This window comes from Pseudomonas sp. 18058 (assembly GCF_902706155.1).
Lineage (GTDB): Bacteria > Pseudomonadota > Gammaproteobacteria > Pseudomonadales > Pseudomonadaceae > Aquipseudomonas > Aquipseudomonas rustica.
The window spans coordinates 39,361-62,188 of the sequence record NZ_CACSJY010000037.1 but is presented as its reverse complement, the minus strand read 5'-3'; the positions used below and the strand labels follow the sequence as shown (position 1 = coordinate 62,188).

The window sequence follows — 22,828 nt, the reverse complement described above, 5'->3', positions numbered from 1 at the left end:
GCTCCCCACCCGCCCCACTCGCCGTGTAGTAATAAAGCGCAATCGACCGCCGAGTGATGTGCTCCGGCGTAGTCAACGGCTCCGGATGCCCGTGGTTACTATCCTTATCCGTATTAAAAATCACACACCGGTTATAAACCGGCAGCACCTTCTTCAGGCATTTCTTCATCCCCACATCCCAAAGCTCCAGGTTGCCGCCGTACGCTTCCTGCCAGTCCTCGGTCAGGTAAATAATCACGTTCAACCGTCGCTCTACGTTGAGCTTTTTGTTCAGCCGAAAATCCGAGTGCACGCCCAGGAAGCCGCCGGTTTTGGTTTCGTGTAATCCGCCGCCCGCGAAATAAGGATCTGGAATCAACCCTTGTATGCCGGTGAGTTTTTCGAGGAATTCCAGCATCGGTGCGGAGTTGAAGGTGTTGAACACGTTCTTCAGGTAGGGGCTGCAGGCGTTGGGGCTGATCTGGCGTTTGAGTTGGCCTTTGTAGCCGCGCTCGTAGATTTGTTCGTTGTTGGTCGGTTCGACCGGGAAGTGTTGGCGGATGCTGGCGATGACGTCTGCTTGCAGGAAGTTGTCGATGACGATGTGCGGGAATGGCGTGGCTTGGGTGTATTCGCTGGTCAGCGATTCGCCGAAAGCGCTGGCGGCGTTTTGGTCGAAGTCGAGTTCCGGGGTCAGGGTGATGGGGAGTGTTTGCGTGTTGGCTTGCATTGCCGCTCCAATGTTCTTCAAGTCTTTCAGGTCACGTCAAACAGGGCCGGGCGCTCGGCGCGGTGCCGCTGTTTGTGCGCTAAGTTCAGTGGCGAGCAGGTTGCCATGTCGGCAATGGCCTGCCGAGTGTACTTTTCCGAAACGTGCTGTGGCGCTGTAACGACATGTTTCCGGCTGTCACAAACTGGTCATATTTCCTCTGCTAATCTCCTCGGCGCCCTACCCCTACACCCCTGTCCTAGAGCCCCCACACGAAGGTGCCGCCACGGTGTTTCCGACTCCCGTCCGCCAGCAAATTATCCTGCGCTCCGACAACCTCCGTTCGGACGATTTCGGTGCACTTTTTTCGAAGTTGTTTGGTAATCGCTATGCCGATAATCCGCCGCTGCCGTCGAACATCATTATTGGCGGGGTTTACGGGCGGCACGATGGTGTGAGTTTTCGGCGGATGCATTATCACGGTGATTTCACGGTGTCTTTTCCGGATCAGCAGGATGAGATTACGTTTGTCATTCCTACGGCGGGCAAGATTGTTTTTAACCATGCGACGGAGTCTGTGGGCGTGACGCAGGTGGGGCTGGCGATTGATAAAGCTGAGATTCGCTCGATGCGGTTTTTTGATGATCATGCGCATCATGGAATTTCGGTGAATCGGCATCAGTTGACGGAGCGTTTGTCGGCGCTGTTGGGTAAACCGATTCTGGAGAGGATTGTGTTTGAGCCGAGTGTGAATCTGGATTCGGCGGCGTTTCAGGGGATCAAAGCGCTGATTGATCTGGCGACGGGCGCGGAGTTTGATGCGCTGATCAACAGCGGGACGTTGATGCCGTCGCGGTTGCGCGAGATGTTGATTGATGCGGTGCTGGAGGCATGGCCGCACAATTTCACCGAGGCGCTGCGGCGGCCGGCGCCGATGGTCGCGCCACGGCATGTGAAGTTGGCGGTGGAGTTTATTCAGGCGCATCCGGAGCAGTTAGTGAGTGGTGTGGATCTGGCGCGGTTGAGCAATGTGAGTCAGCGGGCGTTGCAGGAGGGGTTTCGGCGGTTTGTCGGGACGTCGATTGTGGCGTATCAGCGGCAGGTGCGGCTGGAGCGGGCTTATGAGGTGCTGGCGCGGCGGGAGTCGGGGTCGGTGACGGAGGTGGCGTTGAGGTTTGGGTTTAGTAATGTGGGGCGGTTTTGTCAGTATTTTCAGGGGGCTTATGGGGTGAGTCCGGCGGAGTTTCGGGCTCGGGGGTGATTGGATTTTGAAGCTGTGGGGTTAATTGTGGCGAGGGGATTTATCCCCGATGGACTGCGTAGCAGGCCCATTTCTTGGGGCCGCTGCGCGACCCGTCGGGGATAAATCCCCTCACCACAGGGGTTTTGGGGTGGTTTGAAGATTTTTGGTTAGAACGCAATTTGTGGGAGCGGGCTTGCTCGCGAAGGCGGTGGGTCAGTCGATTTGATGTTGGCTGATCTGGCGCTTTCGCGAGCAAGCCCGCTCCCACATTGGGTTTTGCGGTGTGTTTTGGAGCGGGGTCGTCCTTGACCTCGCTTTTATTAGAAGGCGTAGCTCGCTTTTAGGCCGCCGTTGAAGCCGTGGCTGTCGCCGCCGCCGTTGGCGCCGATTTCTGCGCCCAGGCTCAGGGCGCCGAGGTTGGCCCTGACGTTTACCCCGCCGCTGAATTGGTCGCGGTTGTCGAAGGCGGCGCGTTGTTCGATATCCAGCCCTAGCAGGTGGCTCTGGCTGTCGACTTCGTTATCCCCCAGTGTGCGTTCGTAACCCACTTGTACGCCCGGCACCAGTTGCCATGCGCCCATCGCCACCGGGGCGAAGCCGACGTTGAGGTTGGCGACGGCGCTGCGGCGGGTGGCGGTGTTGTCGTCGACGTCGAGGGCGAGTTCGCTGCCCTTCTCTTTGAAGCCGTTGAGGTCGAGGTGGCTGACTCGGAAGCCGAGGCTCGGCTCGAAAACCATGCCGTTGACCGGGGCGCGGTAGCCGAGGGCCAAGGTGGCACCGGTGAGGTTGCCGTGGGTGTCGCCCTTCGCTGAGCCGAGGCCGCCGCCGAGGTCGCGTTTGCTGTCGTAGTCGACGTAGCCGGCGCTGGCGTTGGCGTCGAGGAACAGGCCTTGTTCCAGGCTGGTGAAGCCGTAGCGGGCGCCGACGTTGAGGAAAGTGAAGTCGGTGTCGGCTTCGCCACCCGCACCGCCGACGGTGCCTTTGCTGTAGCCGAAACCGCCGCGTGCGCTGAGTTGTTCGCTGAAGCGTTGCGTGACCCCGACCATCAGGCCTTGGCTGTGTTCGTTGCTGCTTTCGGCATGGGACGAGCCGTCGGTGCCGAGGTAACCGGCCAGCGCGGTCGTCCACAAGCGGTATTGGCCGACTTTGAGGTCGGTGCCGCTGGCGAACGGTGCGGCGGCTTGTTCGATCATCGCGTTTTGGCGCAGCAAGTAGCTGGCGGCGTCGGCGTGCACCTGGCCGCCGACCTGGGATTCGACACCGCCGAGGGTGCCGGCGTCGATGGCCGATTGCAGGTAATAGTTGTAGGCGCTGTAGGTGCCGGACAGATTGGTGTTCTGTAATTCGCGGAGCAGTTCGGCGCCGGCAGCGGCGTTGCCGATCAGTCCGGCCTGACCCGGCAGGCTGTTGTATTCGACGAGTTTGCCGCGCAGGACGTAGATGGTTTCCTGCGACAGGCCGAGGCCTTGTTTGAGGTAGTTGTCCATCGTGCCGTATTGCGCGGTGACTTCGTCGAGACCGGCCTGCAAGTAGCTGGCCTGCACGCCGAGCAGCGGCCCGTAGACGGCGGCCATGCTTGGCGGCATGGCTTTCAGCGTGGCGGCGACGCGGGCGGCGGTGTAGTCGTTGGTCGCGAGGTAGTTGGCCATGATGGTTGCGTTGTCGACACCGGCGATGCTTTGCAACACGGCGGCGGTCCAGCCGGTGCGGTCTTTACCGGCGGTGCAGTGGAACAGTTGCGCGGCATCGACGCTGGCGAGTGCGTTGAACAGCGTGCCGAACTGGCTGCGCATGCCGGCATCGTTGACGAAAGCACGGTTGGTCTGTTCCATCATGGCGACGGCGTCGGCGGCGCTGTTGAAACTGATGTTGGTAATGTTCGAGCCGGAGGTGGTGGCGCCGATGATGTCGATGTTTTGGTAGTTCGCGCCGTTGAGCATGGTGTCGGGCGTGCCGGCGATTTCGCTCGGGGTGCGCAGGTCGTAGACGGCTTTGATGCCAAGGCTGTTGAGCGTCGCCAAGTCCGCCGCCGACGGCGTGATCGCGTTGGAGCGGTAGAACACGCCCGCGCGCATGGTGCCGTCGTGGGCGGTGGAATAGGCAGTGGTGATGCCGGCGACATCGCGGAAGTTGTCGATGCTTTCCAAGCGCGGCGTGTCGAGGGGCACGGACTCGGCAGCGTGAGCAGCGGCGATGGACAGGCTCAGTACGGACAGCGAACACACAAGACGTTGAAACACGGTGCAGCCTCATTGTTTAAGCGTTGGGCTGCTGACTATGCGGAGCGAAGTGATACTGAATATGACAGTTTCGGTTTGTCGCGAAATGGCTGCGCGATTGGGCCGTCTGCTGCGTGATTGGGCTGTGGGGGATTGAATTTTGGGGTGTCAGTTGGGTTGGTTGTTGGCCGGGATATCGCTTTCGCGAGCAAGCTTGGCTCCTACAGGGATGGTGTGTGTCTGTTGAATGTATGGGCACCGCCGAACATTGTAGGAGCTGAGCTTGCTCGCGAAAGCGTTGGGTCAGCGACGGTGATATCAACTGGCATACCGCTTTCGCGAGCAAGCCCGCTCCCACAGGTATTGTGTGTCTGATGGATGTATGAGCACCGCCGAACATTGTAGGAGCTGAGCTTGCTCGCGAAGGCGGTGGGTCAGTGACGGTGATGCTGGCTGACACACCGCTTTCGCGGGCAAGCTCGGCTCCTACAAAGTCCGCGGTGGTTTGGGGTTATTGGGTGAACCGCACGCCTGGTTTTGCGCGTTCGTCGACGCTGAGTTCGAAGATGTCCGGGCGGGCGTAGTGGCCGACGACGTCGTAGTCGTAACGCGCGCGGATCAAATCATCCGTGTCGATTTCTGCGCTGATCAGGCCGGCTTCATTGCGCAGCGGCCCGGCCAGGACGTCGCCCATCGGCCCGATGATCACGCTGCCGCCGGCAATCAATGGGCGCTCGGCGGGCCAGTTGGCAACGTCCACACCCAACTCGCGCGGCGACGCTTGCACCTGGCACGCGCTCACCACAAAACAGCGCCCTTCATGAGCAATGTGGCGCATGCTGACCTGCCACATTTCACGCTCATCAACCGTCGGCGCGCACCACACTTCTACGCCCTTGGCATACATCGCGGTGCGCAGCAGCGGCATCATGTTTTCCCAGCAGACCAACGCGCCGAGCTTGCCCACCTGCGTGTCGAGCACTGGCAGCGTCGAGCCATCGCCCTTGCCCCAGATCAGCCGTTCAGTACCGGTCGGCATCAGCTTTCGGTGCTTGCCGACCAAACCCTCGTGCGGATCGATATACAGCACCGTGCAATACAACGTGCTGCCCGCGCACTCAATCACGCCGATTACCAGATTGGCGCCAGTGCGCGCCGACAAACCGGCCAGCGCTTCAGTCTCGACACCCGGCACATCGATGGCGTTGGCAAAATACCGCGCATACGCTTCGCGCCCTTCCGGCAAGCGATAGCCCAATTGCGTACCAAAACCCTCGCCTTTCGGATAACCACCGAGCAGCGCTTCCGGCATCACCACCAATGCCGCGCCGGACTCAACGATGGCCGCTTCATAACTGAGAATCTGTTCGAGGGTTTCGCCTTTGCCACCCGGCAAGGAGCCGATTTGCAGCGCAGCAACAATTGATTTGGCCATGCCAGTTCACTCCATAAGATCAGGTGTTGCTGATTCTCCGGCCGCACGGGATCATGAATAAAGCCCGATTCACTGCTGAATGATATGAGCCTTATGAATATCGCCACCGTCGACCTCAATCTGCTTAAAGTCTTCGAAGCCCTGCATGAAGAGTCCAGCGCCAGCCGCGCCGCGCTGCGTCTGGGCGTGACGCAATCGGCGGTCAGTGCAGCGTTACGGCGTTTGCGCGATGTGTATGGCGACCAATTGTTCGTGCGCACCGGTCGCGGTCTGGCGCCAACGCTGAAAGCCAATCAGTTGAAACCGGTGGTCAGCGAGGCGTTGAACAAGTGTCGGCAGAGTCTGGCGATGGTCGACCCGACCACGCAGCAGTACGAGGGGCGCTCGGTGACGGTGGGTCTGTCGGATGATTTCGAGATCGCCTACGGCCGGCGCCTGATCGAGGAAATTGCCCGCAGCGCGCCGAAACTGCGCCTGATCTTCCGCCAGACCCACAGCCAGATCGTCGCCCGCGATCTGATGGAGCGCAGCATCGATCTGGCAATCACCGCCGGCGGTTTTGCCGAGCGCCTTCTCAGTCGTCAGGTGTTAGGCGAAGGCGGTTACGCGTGTCTGGTCGACCCGGCGAGTCTGGCGCCCGGTCAGCAGCAGATCGATCTGCAGGAATTCGTCGCCCGCGAGCACTTGCTGGTGTCGTCCGGGGGATTTATCGGGATTACCGATGAGGGGTTGGCGGCGCTGGGTTTGAGTCGTCGGGTCTGCGCCTCGACCACGCATTTTGCCGCGCTGCCTTATCTGCTCAAGGGCAGCCAGGCAGTGGCGACCATCCCGACGCACGCCGCCGAGAGTATCGCGGCGATCAGCGGGCTGACGCTGCTGCCCTGCCCGCTGCCGTTGCCGCGCTATCCGATCGAACTCGGCTGGCGCACCAGCACACAGATCGATCCAGTGGTGGTGAAGGTTCGAGAGGCGATTGCCGCCACGTTCACACCGGGCTGAGGCGTTACTTGTTCGCCGCCATCAGGCGATTGACTTCACTGCGCACCATGTTGGCGAATTCCGGCGGCGACATCGTGTCCAGTTCCGAGCGTACCCATTCCGCCCATTTGCCTTTGCGCTTGCCGCGCTCGCCGAACAAACGCGCGGCTTCGCCTTTGGCTTTGCCCAGATTGTTCTGCCAGAGTTCGAACAGACGGGATTTCTCGTCCTCGAGCGCCGCGCGCTCAGCGAGGGATTTGTCGGCCAGATTGAAACTCATGGGGATTTATCCTGCTGCGTAAAATGGCGACATCTTACACGCTCGGCGGAAATCTCCTGCGCAGGTTTTGCCTGTTGATCTACATTCAGTGCAACTTTTCGCGCACCGTCGCACTCCATTGATCACGTCCATTCAACTGCAAGGAGTCACCCAATGGCCCGGAAATCCGCCGTGCAAGCCGCCCAGGATCAAATCAAGGATCAAGCCTTCAGTGAGCTTCAGGCGTTGATCGAAGAATCCGACAAACTGCTGAAGAACAGCGCTTCACTGGTTGGCGAGGAAGCGGAAACCCTGCGCGGGCAAATCGCCCAGAAATTGCAGCAGGCACTGGAATCGGTGTCGAGCGTGCGCGACCGTACCAAGCCAGCGGTAGACGCCACCGAAAGCTACATCGGCGGCCATCCATGGCAGACCGTGGCCATCTCGGCCGGTTTTGGTCTGGTGGTGGGGTTGCTGCTCGGTCGTCGTTGATTTTTCTGCGCGATTGAAGCGAATGCCAGTCAGTTCTGCTGACTGGCATTTTTTTGTGTGGATGCTGGAGATTGAGGTGCTGCAATCGCGGGCAAGCCTTGCTCCTACAAAAGCCAGGCCGCCGCAAAACCTGTAGGAGCCGAGCTTGCTCGCGAAGAGGCCCGATCAGACAACGCAAATGTCAGACCGACAGCAGCTCATCAATATGCCGATACTCGGCCGCCAGCCCCGCCGCCAATTCCCGCGCCCGCCCCAATCGAATCGGCCCACGCTCGATATCGATCAACAGCCCCGGACACGCCAGCGCCGGCAACCCCGTCCACGCCTTCAACCGCCCATCCGTGACCACCAGCAAGCGCTGCTGCTCGGCCGGAAAACGCTTGCGCCGCACCGTCAGCCATTGCTGCGCCTGTGCCAACGCCGCCACCAACGGCGTGCCACCGCCCGCGCCCAAGGCATCAAGCCAAACGCGCAAATCACTGGACGCTTTCAACCCCTGCACCCGCCACTTCGGCGCCGATCCGCTGGCCGTCAACAACGCCAACCGCGCGCGTTGGCGATAAGCATCATCGAACAATTGCGCGAGCAGACCTTTGGCATCGCTCAAGGCCTGGTGCCGGCGGGTAGACGCCGAGGCATCGACGATCACCAGCCACAACTCATGCGGCGTACGGGTGCGCAATTGAAAGAGCAAATCGGCGCGAGTTTGCGGGCGGCCGTTGAGCAGCGTCGCCGGCCAGTTCACCGAGCCGCTGCGAGCGGCGTGGCGTTTGCCTTGGCGTCCGTTGTTCAGCCGACCAGCGCGTGGTCTGGCATTCGCCCCCGCGTCGGATCGGGAGCGAATGCCTAAGGCTTTTTTGGCCAGCTCGGCACTTCGCGGCGAGCACCGGTGGCGAGGGCCGGCGCGGGCATGTCGCCCCACTGCCCCTGCCCTTCGCTTGGTTCGGATTGTGCGTTGCTCGGCGATTGCGGTGGTTGTTGCGGACTCGACGCGGTCTGCTCGCGACGGCGATGGCGCAGTGCGAATTCAGCAACGGCGTCGATATCCGCTTCGCTGATCGCCTCTGCACCGCGCCATGCCGCGTGCGCCCGAGCGGCGCGCAACCACACCAGATCCGCGCGCAATCCATCGACGCCGGCAGCGAAGCAACGCTCAGTGATCTGCTCCAGTGCGGCGTCGTCCAGCGGGATGTTGGCCAATGCACTTCGCGCATGCTCGCAACGCTCGCGCAGGGCTTGTTGCTGGGTTTCCCACTGCGCGCAAAACCCTTGCGGATCGCTGTCGAAATCCAGCCGACGTCGAATGATTTGCCCGCGCTCGGTCGGCGCGGTGTGGCCGCTGAGGGCGACGTTGAAACCGAAACGGTCGAGCAATTGTGGACGCAACTCGCCCTCTTCCGGGTTCATCGTGCCGATCAGCACAAACCGCGCCGAGTGGCGATGGGAAATGCCGTCGCGCTCGATCAGGTTGGTGCCGCTGGCGGCGACGTCGAGGAGCAGATCGACGAGGTGATCGGGCAGCAGATTGACCTCATCGACGTAAAGCACACCGCCGTCGGCCTTTGCCAAAACGCCGGGAGAGAATTGCGCGCGGCCATCGCTGAGAGCGGCGTCGAGGTCGAGGGTGCCGACCAGACGTTCCTCGGTGGCGCCCAGCGGCAAGGTGACGAACTGGCCGCTGGCGAGCAGATCGGCGAGGCCACGGGCCAGGGTCGATTTGGCCATGCCGCGCGGGCCTTCGATGAGCACGCCGCCGATTTTCGGGTCGATGGCGGTGAGGCACAGGGCGAGTTTCAAGTCATCGGCGCCGACCACGGCGGAGAGGGGGAAATGCGGGGTGTCGGTCATTTGGATTTTCTCGTTCGCGGCCTTTGGTGTGCTTGGGGGTGTGGGTGTCAGTTGGGGTGGCCCTCACCCTAGCCCTCTCCCGGAGGGAGAGGGAACTGACCGAGGTGTTCTCTGGAGTTACGCCGACCTGATAGATTGAGTCGAACTCAAGTTTCGAAACTACACAAATCGGCCCTCTCCCTCTCACTGGTGTAAAGGAACTGACCGATGTGTTCTCTGGAGTTACGCCGACCTGATAGATCGAGTTGAACTCAAGTTTCGAAACTACACAAATCGGCCCTCTCCCTCTCCCTGGTGTAAAGGAACTGACCGAGGTGTTCTCTAGAGTTACGCCGACCTGATAGATCGAGTTGAACTCAAGTTTCGAAACTACACAAATCGGCCCTCTCCCTTTCACTAGTGAAAAGTAACTGGCTGAGGTGTTCTGGCGAGTTACGCCGCCTTGATATATCGAGTCGAACTTAAGTTTTGAACACCCCACAAATCGGCTCCCTCTCCCTCCGGGAGAGGGCTGGGGTGAGGGTAGCTTTTAACCGGCTACACATCTTCTTCTATATCCAACAACAAATTCTCCAGCGCCTCTTTATAAGCCCCCGGCTCCTGCCACATCCCGCGCTGCTGCGCCTCTAGCATCCGCTCAGTCATATCACGCAGCGCATGCGGATTATGCTCGCGGACAAAATCCCGCGTCGCTGGATCGAGCAAATACGCATCCGCCAGCAACGCGTATTGGTGATCATCGATCAACTGCGTCGTCGCATCAAACGCGAACAGGTTGTCGACCGTCGCCGCCAATTCAAACGCGCCTTTGTAGCCGTGCCGCTTGACCCCGTCGATCCATTTCGGATTGGCCGCCCGCGAGCGAATCACCCGGTTCAGCTCTTCCTTCAAGGTGCGGATTTTCGGCAGATCCGGCTGACTGTGGTCGCCGTGATAACTGGCCGCCGCTTCGCCGCGCAACGTTTCGACGGCGGCGAGCATGCCGCCCTGGAATTGGTAGTAGTCGTTGGAATCGAGCAAGTCGTGCTCGCGATTGTCCTGATTCTGCAGCACCGCTTGCACCTGGCTCAGGCGCTGGACGAACTGTTCGCGGGCGGCGGTGCCTTCGTCGGAACCGCCGTAAGCGTAAGCGCCCCAGTTCAGATAAACCTCGGCGAGATCGTCGCGGCTCTGCCACAAACGACCGTCAATGGCGCCCTGCACGCCCGCGCCGTAGGCACCGGGTTTGGCGCCGAAAATCCGCCAACCGGCCTGACGTCGTGCAGTGTCTTCATCGACGCCCGATTGCAGCAGCGCCTCGCGTTCGGCGCGGACTTTCGCGGCCAATGGGTTGAGGTCATCCGGCTCATCCAGCGCGGCAACGGCTTGCACGGCGGCGTCGAACAGGCGAATCAGATTGGCGAAGGCATCGCGGAAGAATCCGGAGACGCGCAGGGTGACGTCGACACGCGGGCGGTCGAGCAGGCTCAACGGCAGAATCTCGAAATCGTCGACACGCTGACTGCCCGTCGCCCACACCGGACGCACGCCCATCAGCGCCATGGCCTGAGCGATGTCGTCACCGCCGGTGCGCATGGTCGCGGTGCCCCACACGGAGAGGCCGAGTTGGCGCAAGTGATCGCCGTGGTCTTGCAGGTGGCGTTCGAGGATCAACGTGGCCGACTGGAAACCGATGCGCCACGCAGTGGTGGTGGGCAGGTTGCGCACGTCGACCGAGTAGAAATTGCGCCCGGTGGGCAGGACGTCGAGGCGGCCACGGCTCGGTGCGCCGCTGGGGCCGGCGGGCACGAAGCGGCCGCTGAGGGCGTCGAGCAGGCCACGCATTTCGGCGGGGCCGCAGGCGTCGAGGCGTGGGGCGACGACTTCGCGCAAGTTGTCGATGATTGCGCAGACCTCCGCCCAACGCGGTTCCTGTAGGAGTGAGCCTGCTCGCGATAGCGGTGTGTCAGTAAAATCAATATTGGCTGACACTCCGCTATCGCGAGCAGGCTCACTCCTACAGGGGGTTTGTAGTGTTTCGGAGATTAGGGTTGTGGCGAAGAGTTCCAGGCGTTCGCGGGTGTCGCCGGCGGTGCGCCAGGATTCGTCGCTTTGCGATTGCAGCGCTTCGGGACGCGGGCCTGTCCATGGCTCGGCCAACGCACAATCGAGTGGATCGAAACCCAGTTCGAATGCCTTGGCGAGTGCTCGCAATAGACTCGATTGCGCGCCTTTGCCGTCCCCCCGTGGAATCCGCAGCAACGCCAGCAACGTATCAATGCGCAAGCGCCCCGTCGGCGATTCGCCAAAAATGTGCAGACCATCGCGAATCTGCGATTCCTTCAGATCACACAAATACGTGTCCAGACGCGGCAACCAGATCGCCGCATCGGCGTCACTGTCCAGCCCGGCATCCAGCTGCAACTCACGATCAATCTGCGTGTCGCGCACCAGTTGCAGAATGTCGCGCTGCAACTCACGCGCGCGGCGCGGATCAAGCAGTTGCGCCTCGTAATATTCGTCGGCCAACAGCTCCAGATTGCGCAACGGCCCGTAGGTTTCGGCGCGGGTCAGCGGCGGCATCAGGTGGTCGATGATCACCGCTTGCGTGCGCCGCTTGGCTTGGGCGCCCTCGCCCGGATCGTTGACGATAAACGGATAGATATTCGGCAGCGGCCCGAGCAGCGCGTCCGGCCAGCAGTTCTCCGAGAGCCCGACGCCTTTGCCCGGCAGCCATTCGAGGTTGCCGTGCTTGCCGACGTGGATCACGCCGTGGGCGCCGTAGGTGTTGCGCAACCAGAAATAGAACGCCAGATAGCCGTGCGGCGGCACCAGATCCGGATCGTGATAAACCGCGCTCGGATCAACCTGATAACCGCGCGCAGGTTGAATGCCGACGAAGGTCAGGCCGAAGCGCAGACCGGCGATCATCATGCGGCCGTCGCGGCACATCGGATCGTTATGCGGCGATCCCCAGCGCTCGATCACCGCAGCGCGATTGGCTTCGGGCAGTGCGTTGAACATCGCTAAATAAGCGTCCATCGCCAGACTTTGCTGGCACGGGCGCAGGTCAATCGTGTCGAGATCGTTGCTGACGCCACCGAGCAATTGCTGGATCAACTCGGTGCCGCTGCCCGGCAACTCTGCCGTGATCGGATAACCCTCGGCCTGCAACGCGCGAAGAATATTCAGCGCCGCTGCCGGGGTGTCGAGGCCGACGCCATTACCGATGCGCCCATCGCGGGTCGGGTAGTTGGCAAGAATCAACGCGATGCGTTTTTCAGCGTTCGGCACCCGCGCCAGATCGATCCAGCGCCGCGCCAGTTCAGCGACAAAATCCATGCGCTCAGGTTGCGCGCGGTAGCAGACCACATCGGACTGACTGCGCTCGCTGCGCCACGCCAGATCCTTGAAGCTGATCGGCCGGCTGATGATGCGTCCGTCGAGTTCTGGTAAGGCAATGTGCATCGCCAGATCACGCGGGCCGAGGCCCTGCTCGCTGTCGCGCCAACCGGGCTCGTTGTCTTGAGCGCAGATCGCCTGAATCACCGGAATGTTGCGGCGAAACGGCCGCAGGTGCGGCGCTTCGGGGCTGGACTGGGCGAAACCGGTGGTGTTCAAAATCACCCCCGCCTCGACTTCATCCAGCCAATCCTCGACCACCGCCAAGCAGCCGGGTTCTTTCAAACTGGCCACCGCAATCGGCAGCGGATTAAGCCCCGCTGCCTGCAAGCGTTGGCAGAAAACATCGATGAACGCGGTGTTCGCCGCTTGCAAATGCGAGCGGTAAAACAACACCGCTGCGACCGGTTGCTCAGGCCGCCATTCGGCTTGCCAGTCACTCAGTGCAGCGGTGTTTTTAGTCGGGTGGTAAATCGCCGTGCGCGGCAGGGTTTGCGGCTCATCCCATGCGTAATCGCGGGCGAGCCAACGGTTGGCCATGCAACGAAAGAAATCCAGTGCATTGCTTAGGCCGCCCTGACGCAGGAACTGCCAGAGGCGGTCGCGATCCTCGGCATTAACGGTGCTCAAGTCGCTGAGCTCCGGATCGGGACGGTCATCGCCCGGCACCAGAATCACCTGCACACCGCGTTCGGCCAACTCGACCAGACGCTCGACGCCATACCGCCAATAGGCGATGCCGCCGTGCAGCGAAATCAAAATCACCTTGGCGTGGCGCAGCACTTCATCGACGTACAAATCGACCGAAGCGTGATTCTGCACCTGCATCGGATTGGCCAGCCGCAGGCTCGGATAATCCTCGGGCAACTGCTGCGCCGCTTCGGCGAGCAGCGCCAGACTGGAGTCGCCGCTGCACAGGATCACCAGCTCGGCGGGGGTTTGGCCAAGGTCGGCAATGTTGTCATCCGAGACGAAACCGCCGGGCTGAGTCCTGAGCAGGTGCATGGTTTAAACGCTGAGCGCGGCGCGCAGTTGCGCTTCGAGTTGGGTGGCGTCGAGTTCCTGACCGATCAACACCAGACGCGTGACGCGCGCTTCATCGGCGCCCCACTGACGGTCGAAATGCTTGTCGAAACGCGTGCCCACGCCCTGAATCAGCAAACGCATTGGCTTGTTCGGAATCGCCGCGAAACCTTTGACACGGAGGATGCCGTGCTTGACCACCAGTTGCGTCAGGGCGTCGAGCAGCAGACTTTCGTCGGCTTGCGGCAGTTCGATGGAGATCGAATCGAAAGCGTCGTGATCGTGGTCATCGTGGTCGTCATCGCCTTCACCGTGGTGGTGATCGTGATGGCTGTGGCGGCTGTCGATGTGCTCTTCGGAACTGGCGCCGAGACCGATCAACACGTCGAGCGGCACACGACCGTTGCTGGCTTCGATGATTTTGACGGCGGGCGGCAATTCTTCGGAGACTTCAGCGCGAACGCGAGCGAGGTCTTCCGGGCTGGTCTGGTCGGCCTTGTTGAGGATTACCAGGTCGGCGCTGGCCAGTTGATCAGCGAACAGCTCGTGCAGTGGTGATTCGTGATCGAGGTTCGGGTCGAGTTTGCGCTGCGCGTCGACCTGATCCGGGAACGCGGCGAAGGTGCCGGCGGCCACGGCCGGGCTGTCGACCACGGTGATCACCGCATCAACGGTGCAGGCGCTGCGGATTTCCGGCCACTGGAAGGCTTGCACCAGTGGTTTTGGCAGGGCCAGACCCGAGGTTTCGATGAGGATGTGGTCGAGGTCGCCGCGACGGGCAACCAGTTCGCGCATCACCGGAAAGAACTCTTCCTGAACGGTGCAGCACAGGCAGCCGTTGGCCAGTTCGTAAACGCGGCCAACCGCTTCTTCTTCGCTGCAACCGATGGTGCATTGCTTGAGGATTTCACCGTCGATGCCCAACTCGCCAAACTCGTTGACGATCACCGCGATGCGACGGCCCTGCGCGTTGTCGAGCATGTGCCGCAGCAGCGTGGTTTTGCCCGAGCCGAGGAAGCCGGTGACGATGGTGACGGGGAGTTTGGCCAGTGTTTTCATCGGTATGCCCTTTGGCAAGCGGCGGGCATACGGGACGAGAACCGGCAACGCGCGTGCGTGCCCGGAGAGTTCGCCACCGGATCACCCCGCCCGGTTGAAATTGAGAATCTGTGACGAGGCAGGTCTCCTGGCTGACGGCGTTCAGGCGCAGGGCCTGGCGTTGGCTGCGCCTTCCCGCTGGCTCATGGGTTGAGCTGGCAGTGGCGTGGCAGCGAACAGCGCCGTTCACAGTTGCGGGGGCAGCCGCGGCATTGACCGCGTTCCCTTCTTAGCTTCGGCGTGGGCCGAAGAACCTCGAATGCGCAAGGCTACGCATCGGGTGGTGACCGGTCAATGTTTGGATTGGGGGTATATCCGTTGCTGCGGGTGTTGCTGATTAGGGTTCCGCCCTTACGGCGGGTCACTTTTTCCAAACGCCGAAAAAGTAACCAAAAAGGCTTCCCCCAGCGTACGGCACTTCGCTGAGGCTCAGTGTTCCCTCGCTACGGTGTCCATCCGGGGACATCGCCTACGGTTTGCTCCGCTGCACCTCCTCTCGATGTGTGCGGCTGCGCCGCACGGCGCTACGCGCCTGATCCCCGGATGGACACCTACACTCGGCCTGCCGAAGGGGCTTGAGATCAAAAGCCGGATCAAGATCAAGATCAAAGGCCCCTCACCCTAGCCCTCTCCCGGAGGGAGAGGGGACTGATTGCGTGGACTGGGAGAGATGCGCCGACTTGAGATACCGAGTTGAGCTTGAGCTTGAAAATCTAAATCAAGAGCCCCTCACCTAGCCCTCTCCCGGAGGGAGAGGGGACTGATTGCGTGGATTGGGAGAGGTACGCCGACGTGGAATACCGAGTCGAACACACATTTTGAAAAGCCCAAAAATCGGCTCCCTCTCCCTCGGGAGAGGGCTGGGGTGAGGGGCAGCAACAACACAAATCAAAAGCCGTGCACGCCCCGCTCCTCACCACACAATAGGCCGAGTGTCAGCTCGCCTGCTCTTGATCTTAGAGCCCGTCGGAAGGCTGAGTGGAGGGATTGATCCGGGGGTGGGAGCGCAGCGACCGTTTGGCGCAGCCAAACACAGCGAGAGGAGGTGCAGCGAAGCAAACCGTAGGCGCTGCCCCCCGGATCAATCCCGCAGCGAAGGAACCCGAGCCCTAGCGAGGGCCGAACGTCAGGGCAAAGCGTTTTGGTTACTTTTGGGCGTCTGCAAAAGTGACCCGCCGTAAGGGCGGAACCCTAACCAGCCACACCCGCAGCAACGGATCCACCCCAAAAAATTGACTAAAAACCCAACCCCATGCTCTCCTACACAACTTGTTACGGGTGCCCTTCACAGGGTGAAACGGGAAACCGGTGAATCATGTGCTTTACTCAAGCCATGTCAGTCCGGTGCTGCCCCCGCAACGGTAAGCGAGCGAAGCGTCAAAACCACTGTGCCCAAAAGCATGGGAAGGAGACGCTTGCAGGTCGGCCTGACGCCAACCCCTCGTGAGCCCGGAGACCGGCCCTTAACACACAGCGCGCACCTCGTGCGCAGCTGAACATAACAAACCCGCGGTGGGCGGGCGCTGTTCGAACCTCTGCGAGCCCGACCCGCAGGGGTTTTCATGCGCTCAAATCACCCACTGACACTCCAGAGGGAAGCGCCATGTCGATCATCAGCAGCACCGGCAGCAACACGGACAAAATCGCCAGCACCGCCACACTGAGCCAACGCCTGACCGCCGCGATCTTCGCGTCGATCCTCGGCGCCGGCCTGGTCTACTTCGCCGGCTTCTCGCACATCGAAGCGGTACACAACGCCGCTCACGATACCCGCCACAGCGCCGCGTTCCCGTGCCACTGAGACCTGCCGACATGATCAAGCGTATTGCGCAAACCGCAGGTTTTACCGGGCTTCTGGCCGCCCTGCTCCTCACCCTGCTGCAAAGCTTCTGGGTCTCGCCACTGATTCTTCAAGCGGAAACTTTCGAAAAATCCGAACCCGTCGCCGTGCATGAACACGCCGAAGGCGCCATGGCCGGCCACACCCACGATGCCGAAGCCTGGGAGCCGGAGCCCGGCTGGCAGCGCGTGGTTTCGACCACCGGTGGCAATCTGGTCGTAGCCGTCGGTTTCGCCCTGATGCTCGCCGGTCTCTACACCCTCCGTGCACCCACCAAAACTTCGCAAGGCCTGCTCTGGGGTCTGGCCGGTTACGCCACGTTCGTCCTCGCGCCGACCTTGGGTCTGCCACCAGAACTGCCGGGCACCGCCGCTGCTGATCTGGCTTCGCGACAGATGTGGTGGATCGGCACTGCCGCCTCTACCGCTGTCGGCCTGTCGTTGATCGCGTTCAGCCGTCACTGGCTGATGAAAGTTCTCGGTGTGGCGATCCTCGCCGTGCCGCACGTGATCGGCGCGCCGCAGCCGGAAGTGCATTCGATGCTCGCTCCTGAAGCATTGGAAGCGCAGTTCAAAATCGCTTCGCAGCTGACCAACGTCGCGTTCTGGCTGGCCTTGGGCCTGATCAGCGCCTGGTTGTTCCGCCGCAAAAGCGATGGCCAATACCACGCATGACGAATGACAGCGCAGCGCCGACCTTCGTGGTCGGCCTGGGTTGCCAGCGCGGCTGCCCCGTCAGTACGCTGCGCGCGTTACTTGATCAGGCGTTACAGGCGCATCGCATCGAGTTGCAAGCGATCAAGGCCTTGGCCAGCATCGACCTGAAGCGCGACGAGCCCGGTTTACAGGAACTCGCCGCGCAACTGGCGCTGCCGCTGCTGTACTTCAGCAGCGAAGAACTGGCCAGTTATCAGGAACGCCTCAGCCACCGTTCCGACATCGCTTACGAACGCACCGGTTGCTACGGCGTCGCCGAAAGTGCCGCGCTGGCCCTCGCCGAACAGTTGATTCAGGCACCGGCAAAACTGCTGATTTCCCGACAAAAATACGCTCAGGCCACCTTCGCATTGGCCGGCGCTGCCTAAATTCCCGATAATCCCCGCCGTCGATCATGAGCAATCTTCATCTGAAGTGTTGGCCGTGCCCCTTTTTCACAGGATTTAGCGATGACCGTCTACTTCATCGGCGCCGGCCCCGGCGACCCGGAACTGATCACCGTCAAAGGCCAGCGGCTGATTCGCAGCTGCCCGGTGATCATTTATGCAGGCTCGCTGGTACCGGCGGCAGTGCTGGATGGTCATCAGGCTGAAACAGTGGTCAACAGCGCCGAATTGCATCTGGAACAGATCATCGAACTGATCAAAACCGCGCACGCGAACGGTCAGGATGTGGCGCGGGTGCATTCCGGCGATCCGAGTCTGTATGGCGCGATTGGTGAGCAGATTCGTTATCTGCGCGAGCTGAATATTCCGTTTGAGATCGTTCCCGGCGTGACGGCGACGGCGGCGTGTGCGGCGTTGCTGGGGGCGGAGCTGACCCTGCCGGATGTCTCGCAAAGCGTGATTCTGACCCGCTATGCCGATAAAACCGCGATGCCGGTGGGTGAGGAGCTGGGCAGTCTGGCACAGCATGGGGCGACCATGGCGATTCATCTGGGCGTTAATCATTTGCCGAAGATTCTGCTGGAGTTGCTGCCGCATTACGGCGCGGATTGCCCGATTGCGGTGATTCACCGGGCGACGTGGCCGGATCAGGATTGGGTGGTGGGGACGCTGGCGGACATTGCCGAGAAGGTTCAAGCGAAAGGGTTTCGGCGTACGGCGCTGATTCTGGTCGGGCGGGTGTTGGGGAGTGAGGTGTTTAGCGAGTCATCGTTATATCGCGCGGGGCATGCACACCTTTACAGGCCCTGAAAGCAAAAGATCGCAGCCTTCGCCAGCTCCGACAGGGAAATACATTCCAATGTAGGAGCTGGCGAAGGCTGCGATCTTTTGATTCTGTGGCTTCAGACAATGCATTCATCACGGGAAAATGCATTGCCTGAATTGGAACTGCTGCGCAGTTCATCGGGGATAAATCCCCTCGCCACAGCGCCGTTTTTCTTGTCCGCAGCGAACACCACTTAGTAGTAGGCGTTTTCTTTCTGCGTGTGGTCGGTCACGTCACGAACGCCTTTCAGCTCCGGAATACGCTCAAGCAAGGTGCGCTCGATGCCTTCCTTCAACGTTACGTCCGCCTGGCCGCAGCCCTGGCAGCCGCCGCCGAATTGCAAAACGGCGATGCCGTCTTCAACCACATCGATCAGGCTGACCTGACCGCCGTGGCTGGCCAGCCCCGGGTTGATTTCGGTTTGCAGGTAGTAGTTGATGCGCTCGTTGACCGGGCTGTCGGCGTTGACCATCGGCACTTTGGCGTTCGGCGCCTTGATGGTCAGTTGGCCACCCATGCGGTCGGTGGCGTAGTCGACAACAGCGTCGTCAAGGAACGCTTCGCTGAAGTGGTCGATATACGCGGTGAAGCTTTTCAGCCCCAGCGCGGTGTCTTCAGGTTTTTCTTCGCCCGGCTTGCAGTAGGCAATGCAGGTTTCGGCGTACTGGGTGCCAGGCTGGGTGATGAAGACGCGGATGCCGATGCCCGGGGTGTTCTGCTTGGAGAGCAGATCAGCCAGGTAATCGTGGGCGGCGTCAGTAATGGTAATAGCGGTCATGGAAACTCCTCGCAGGCTTGGGCGCAGTTTACGCCAATCGTTGCGCCGGACAAAGTCCTAGTATTTTTGTCGGGAAAGATTCTCGTCAGGCTCGCCATCGACCCGCGCCTTGAGCCAGCGGTAACTGCGTTTTTCCACCCATTCGTAGCTCAACCACGAACCAACGCCGATCGCCAGCGCACAGACGACGAACATCAGATACGGGTTGATCCCGTAGCGACGCGCAATGAAACCGCCCGCCGAGAGCACCAGCACGTGCATCAGGTACACCGAATACGAGCAGTCACCGAGCAATTTCAGCAAGCGGCTGCGCTCGACATAACGCTCCAGCGCCATGCACGACATCACCAGCACCGCACTCGGCACGCCCCAATTGAGCAGCCGTGGCGCCGGCGCCAAGTGATAAATCGCCAGCAACGCCGCGACAATCCCGGCCAGTGGCAGCCATAAACCGGCGCCGATCCAGCCGCGACGATGGAGCATGCCGATGCCAATCCCCAGCAGAAACTCGTAAACGATGTCCGAGCGATAAAATTCGCTGATCCAGCCAAACCCCGTCCACGCCTGACTCACCGCAAACAGCAGCGCGGCGACCACCAGCAGACGCACTTGCAAGCGAAACAGCAGCGCCCAGGCAAACAGCACGTAGAAGAGCATTTCGTAATTCAGCGTCCAGCCGACGTTGAGCGTCGGGTAGATTCCGTAGCCACCGGGGTTTTCAGTCGGGATGAACAGCAGCGACAGTAGAAAATGCCCCCAATCCACGGTTTGATCGGGCAGCAACGGCTGGGCGAAGACCACCAATAGCGCCATTAGCGCCGTGTACAGCCAATACGCCGGGACGATGCGAAACAGGCGATAGAGCAGAAACCGCGCGGGCGGCAGCGGCTTATTTTCGGTGGAAAGGAAGATCACCAGACCACTGATGACAAAGAACACATCGACGCCCACCGCGCCTTTGTCGATGAACCACTGCCCAATCGGCCCGCGCGCTTCGAAGTCGAAGAAAATCTGCATGAAGTGGTGGCAGACCACCGTCCACGCGGCCAGCGCACGCAGGGCTTGCACTGAAATCAACATCACCCGCTCCCGTCCACACCCTCAAATCCACCTTCAATCCCTTGTAGGAGCTGAGCTTGCTCGCGAAAGCGGTGGTTCAGTCAACATCATTGTTGAATGTGCCGGTGCCTTCGCGAGCAAGCTCAGCTCCTACAAGGGTTTGTGGTGTTGCTTATGGGTGGGACAGCACGCTCGGCTTAAAAGATCAAAGATTCTCGTACCGGTTCATATCGAGCACGCCCTCTTCGACCGGGTCGGTTTCGTGGATGTAGCGGCTCAGATCATGGAAATAGAACCAGAACTGCGGATGACTACGGCGAATCCCCCAGCGCTCGACGATTTTCTCGAATTGCGCCTGGTCCCTGGCACTGTCCATGACATCGACAAACGCCGGCACCTGATCAGCCGGGATGTTGAAGATGAAATTCGGATAGCTGCTGAGTACACCGGGATAAATGGTCAACGTGTCCAGCCCTGGCTGATAACGCAGCGATTCTCCGGTGAGGAACGCCACGTTGCTGTGCGCGCGGTTGCGCAGCAGGCTATAGACCTCGCGTTTGCCGCTGGCCGTTTCGATGCGCAGCATGGTCGCTTCCGGCAACTGGTCAATTACCTTCAAACCGGCGGCCGGCCGCGAGGTCAGGCGGCTGAGTGCTTGTTCGGCATTTTGCAGCGCCGGGTCGATATTCGGCCGCGAGCAATAAGCGTTGTCGCAACGGTTGATCGGGTCAGGCCGCGCGTTGAGGTCGCCATACCGCGCCAGCAACTGCATGGCGAAGTCGTATTTCGGATCTTTTTCGTTGAGTTTCAGCGCGGTCGGTGTGTCGTCGTCGATCGACTCGTAATCCAGCCACATCTTGAACTGACCGCTGCTCTGGTACCAATCATCGAGGTAGTCCTCGCGCGAATCAGCAGGCATCAGACGCAGGAAATTCTGCTCGGCGCCGTTGCGGATCAAGTCGAAATACAGGCGGGTTTGCGCCTGATGGGAGACGTTGCCGAACACGTCGAAGTTGACCGCCAACTGGTAATAGGTGCGCTCCAGCAGCGGATAGTCGAACAACCACATGGTTTGCGGCACTTCGCCGATCAGGCCTTTGGTCACCGAAGCGCTGTCGAAGTGGCGGAAGATGCTCAGCAGCGCGTTGTCGTTGCCGGCCCACAGCGTCGACCAGCTCGGCGCAGGGACTTCGGCATAGCTGTCGCGGCGCAGGGCCTCGTATTCATTCCGTTTGTCGCGGTAGTTGTGCCACAGGGTCAGCACGCTGCCGACGTCGTCGTTCTGCCCCGGCATCGCCAGCAACGGCGTGGCCTGGCCGCGATAGTTCGGGTCGGTGATGTACAGGTCGTGCTCCGGGGCCTGGAACAGCGCCCAGAAGTTGTCGCGGATCACGTCCGTCGCGATCTGCCCACGGCACACCGGGCCGCGAATAAAGGTGCGGACAAAATACTCAGCGTTATCGAGCATGAACTGATAACGCGCCTGCGCCGGGATCGCCTCGAACGTGGCAAAAGGATTGGCACGGCTATTCGGCCCATAACCGGGCAAGGCGTTCACCTGCCAGTTGCCGCTGTAAAACAGGCTTTTCACCCGCGCCATTTTCGCCGCGCTCAGCGGGTAGGTGATGTGGGTTTTGTGCACGATCACCCCTTGCACCGGCCACAAGCGGTAATAAACCTGTGTGCCCGGATCGTCGTTCGGGCGGCGGGTGGCGATCAGGTCGATCGGCTGGCCGGTCGGCGTACGCGAACGCACCCACTGGAAGAAATGCCCCGGCTCGCCGTCCTTGAAATAAAGGTGCGCGAGGAACAGATGCTCGTACAACCAACGGCCGACCAGGCTTTCGCGGGCGCCGGGAGCGTTGAGGAGGTTTTCCCACTGGACGATTTGCAGGGATTCCTTGGCGCTCGGCGCCAGGCCTTGTTCGTCGATCGGCGCACCGGAGGCGAGCCAACGTTGCAACGTCTGGTATTGCTGATCGGTCAGGCCAGTGACCGCCAGCGGCATGCCCTCTTTCGGGTGAGCACCGGCGTAGCCTTCAAATTCGGCAGGCATTGCGCATTGATTTGCGCGGTTTAACCCCAGAACAATGTCTTCGGGCAACTTGGCGTTAGGCGTCAGCGGCGTCTTGTGCCCCAGCTCCAGCATCCGCGCCATCAGCGCCGCTTGGCTGCCCTGCGCATCGAGTACCGAATAGAAGTCTTTCTGCTGCCAGGCGCGCTTGCCGAAGGCGTCATAAAACAATCGCGTGGTCGGCGCCGCTTTAGTGCGCTCGCCGTCATACACCGGCATTTTGCTCGCGCCACGGGCCGCGCCTTCGCCACTGCCAAGATTGAGCTGGCAGGCGGAGTCGTAGCACGCATGGCAGGCCAAGCACTTCTCGGTGAAGATCGGCTGGATGTCGCGGGTGTAGGAAATAGATGGGGAAATGGCAGGTGCAGCCGCTGGCTCTTGCGCCACGGCGCCCCAGCTGAGAAACAGCAACACAAAACCCATGACGCGGTAAGACATGCTGTCTGATCCCGATTTTATAAAAAAACGCCGCGATTCTACATTAT

At 60.9% G+C, this 22,828-nt stretch carries 18 protein-coding genes and 2 riboswitches; of the genes, 7 read left to right on the top strand and 11 right to left on the bottom strand.

Features of this window, described 5'->3' with window-relative positions:
• Positions 1 to 709, bottom strand: a 709-nt coding sequence (locus GVL50_RS19465; protein ID WP_159814786.1) for a 2OG-Fe(II) oxygenase, incomplete at its 3' end; no start/stop codon positions are given.
• A 268-nt stretch (positions 710 to 977) separates the two neighbouring features.
• Between GVL50_RS19465 and GVL50_RS19460 the strand changes: the two genes are divergently transcribed.
• On the top strand, positions 978 to 1,949 hold the full coding sequence (locus GVL50_RS19460; protein WP_159814785.1) for an AraC family transcriptional regulator: 972 nt from the start codon (positions 978 to 980) through the stop codon (positions 1,947 to 1,949).
• Positions 1,950 to 2,251: 302 nt separating this feature from the next.
• Here GVL50_RS19460 and GVL50_RS19455 read toward each other — a convergent pair whose 3' ends face one another.
• Positions 2,252 to 4,171, bottom strand: a complete 1,920-nt coding sequence (locus GVL50_RS19455) for a tyrosine-protein phosphatase (RefSeq protein WP_159814784.1) — start codon at positions 4,169 to 4,171, stop codon at positions 2,252 to 2,254.
• Positions 4,172 to 4,661: 490 nt separating this feature from the next.
• Complete coding sequence (locus GVL50_RS19450) at positions 4,662 to 5,585, bottom strand: carbon-nitrogen hydrolase family protein (protein WP_159814783.1); 924 nt, start codon at positions 5,583 to 5,585, stop codon at positions 4,662 to 4,664.
• 84 nt (positions 5,586 to 5,669) lie between these two features.
• Here GVL50_RS19450 and GVL50_RS19445 point away from each other — a divergent pair, with 84 nt between their 5' ends.
• Positions 5,670 to 6,584 carry a LysR family transcriptional regulator gene (locus GVL50_RS19445; RefSeq protein WP_053120825.1) on the top strand — a complete coding sequence of 305 codons (915 nt, stop codon included), beginning with the start codon at positions 5,670 to 5,672 and terminating at the stop codon, positions 6,582 to 6,584.
• A 4-nt stretch (positions 6,585 to 6,588) separates the two neighbouring features.
• On the opposite strand, the gene GVL50_RS19440 is transcribed toward GVL50_RS19445, so the two are convergent.
• Positions 6,589 to 6,843 (bottom strand): hypothetical protein, encoded by a 255-nt coding sequence (locus tag GVL50_RS19440; RefSeq protein WP_053120827.1) that lies wholly within the window; start codon positions 6,841 to 6,843, stop codon positions 6,589 to 6,591.
• Between the two features lie 153 nt (positions 6,844 to 6,996).
• On the opposite strand from GVL50_RS19440, the gene GVL50_RS19435 reads away from it, so the two are divergent.
• Entirely contained in the window at positions 6,997 to 7,314 is a 318-nt protein-coding gene (locus GVL50_RS19435) for a YqjD family protein (protein ID WP_008088645.1), read from the top strand.
• 181 nt (positions 7,315 to 7,495) lie between these two features.
• Here GVL50_RS19435 and GVL50_RS19430 read toward each other — a convergent pair whose 3' ends face one another.
• From GVL50_RS19430 to cobW, 4 genes are all read right to left on the bottom strand, one after another.
• Positions 7,496 to 8,179, bottom strand: a complete 684-nt coding sequence (locus GVL50_RS19430) for a VWA domain-containing protein (protein ID WP_371926019.1) — start codon at positions 8,177 to 8,179, stop codon at positions 7,496 to 7,498.
• Positions 8,161 to 9,162: an ATP-binding protein gene (locus tag GVL50_RS19425; RefSeq protein ID WP_159814781.1), complete on the bottom strand. Its 1,002-nt coding sequence runs from the start codon at positions 9,160 to 9,162 to the stop codon at positions 8,161 to 8,163. The genes GVL50_RS19430 and GVL50_RS19425 overlap by 19 nt, the downstream gene beginning before the upstream one ends.
• Before the next feature lie 537 nt (positions 9,163 to 9,699).
• Positions 9,700 to 13,548 carry a cobaltochelatase subunit CobN gene (cobN, locus tag GVL50_RS19420; RefSeq protein WP_159814780.1) on the bottom strand — a complete coding sequence of 1,283 codons (3,849 nt, stop codon included), beginning with the start codon at positions 13,546 to 13,548 and terminating at the stop codon, positions 9,700 to 9,702.
• A 3-nt stretch (positions 13,549 to 13,551) separates the two neighbouring features.
• Complete coding sequence (gene cobW / locus GVL50_RS19415) at positions 13,552 to 14,625, bottom strand: cobalamin biosynthesis protein CobW (protein ID WP_159814779.1); 1,074 nt, start codon at positions 14,623 to 14,625, stop codon at positions 13,552 to 13,554.
• A 99-nt stretch (positions 14,626 to 14,724) separates the two neighbouring features.
• A riboswitch (cobalamin riboswitch) is annotated at positions 14,725 to 14,937 on the bottom strand.
• Between the two features lie 986 nt (positions 14,938 to 15,923).
• Positions 15,924 to 16,144: riboswitch (cobalamin riboswitch) on the top strand.
• Positions 16,145 to 16,267: 123 nt separating this feature from the next.
• On the opposite strand from cobW, the gene GVL50_RS19410 reads away from it, so the two are divergent.
• From GVL50_RS19410 to cobM, 4 genes are all read left to right on the top strand, one after another.
• Complete coding sequence (locus GVL50_RS19410) at positions 16,268 to 16,465, top strand: CbtB domain-containing protein (RefSeq protein ID WP_053120833.1); 198 nt, start codon at positions 16,268 to 16,270, stop codon at positions 16,463 to 16,465.
• An 11-nt stretch (positions 16,466 to 16,476) separates the two neighbouring features.
• On the top strand, positions 16,477 to 17,178 hold the full coding sequence (locus GVL50_RS19405; RefSeq protein WP_159814778.1) for a CbtA family protein: 702 nt from the start codon (positions 16,477 to 16,479) through the stop codon (positions 17,176 to 17,178).
• A complete protein-coding gene (locus GVL50_RS19400; protein ID WP_159814777.1) occupies positions 17,175 to 17,588 on the top strand; it encodes a cobalamin biosynthesis protein in 414 nt (137 codons plus the stop codon). The genes GVL50_RS19405 and GVL50_RS19400 overlap by 4 nt, the downstream gene beginning before the upstream one ends.
• A gap of 81 nt (positions 17,589 to 17,669) precedes the next feature.
• Complete coding sequence (gene cobM, locus GVL50_RS19395) at positions 17,670 to 18,416, top strand: precorrin-4 C(11)-methyltransferase (RefSeq protein WP_159814776.1); 747 nt, start codon at positions 17,670 to 17,672, stop codon at positions 18,414 to 18,416.
• Positions 18,417 to 18,625: 209 nt separating this feature from the next.
• Here the strand turns inward: cobM and nfuA are convergent, their stop codons facing one another.
• The 3 genes from nfuA to GVL50_RS19380 form a co-directional block, all read right to left on the bottom strand.
• Positions 18,626 to 19,210, bottom strand: coding sequence for a Fe-S biogenesis protein NfuA (gene nfuA / locus GVL50_RS19390; protein ID WP_007912592.1), 585 nt, complete (start codon positions 19,208 to 19,210; stop codon positions 18,626 to 18,628).
• A gap of 57 nt (positions 19,211 to 19,267) precedes the next feature.
• Positions 19,268 to 20,290 carry an acyltransferase gene (locus GVL50_RS19385; RefSeq protein WP_159814775.1) on the bottom strand — a complete coding sequence of 341 codons (1,023 nt, stop codon included), beginning with the start codon at positions 20,288 to 20,290 and terminating at the stop codon, positions 19,268 to 19,270.
• 184 nt (positions 20,291 to 20,474) lie between these two features.
• Positions 20,475 to 22,781, bottom strand: coding sequence for a fatty acid cis/trans isomerase (locus GVL50_RS19380; protein WP_159814774.1), 2,307 nt, complete (start codon positions 22,779 to 22,781; stop codon positions 20,475 to 20,477).
• Positions 22,782 to 22,828 lie beyond the last annotated feature (47 nt).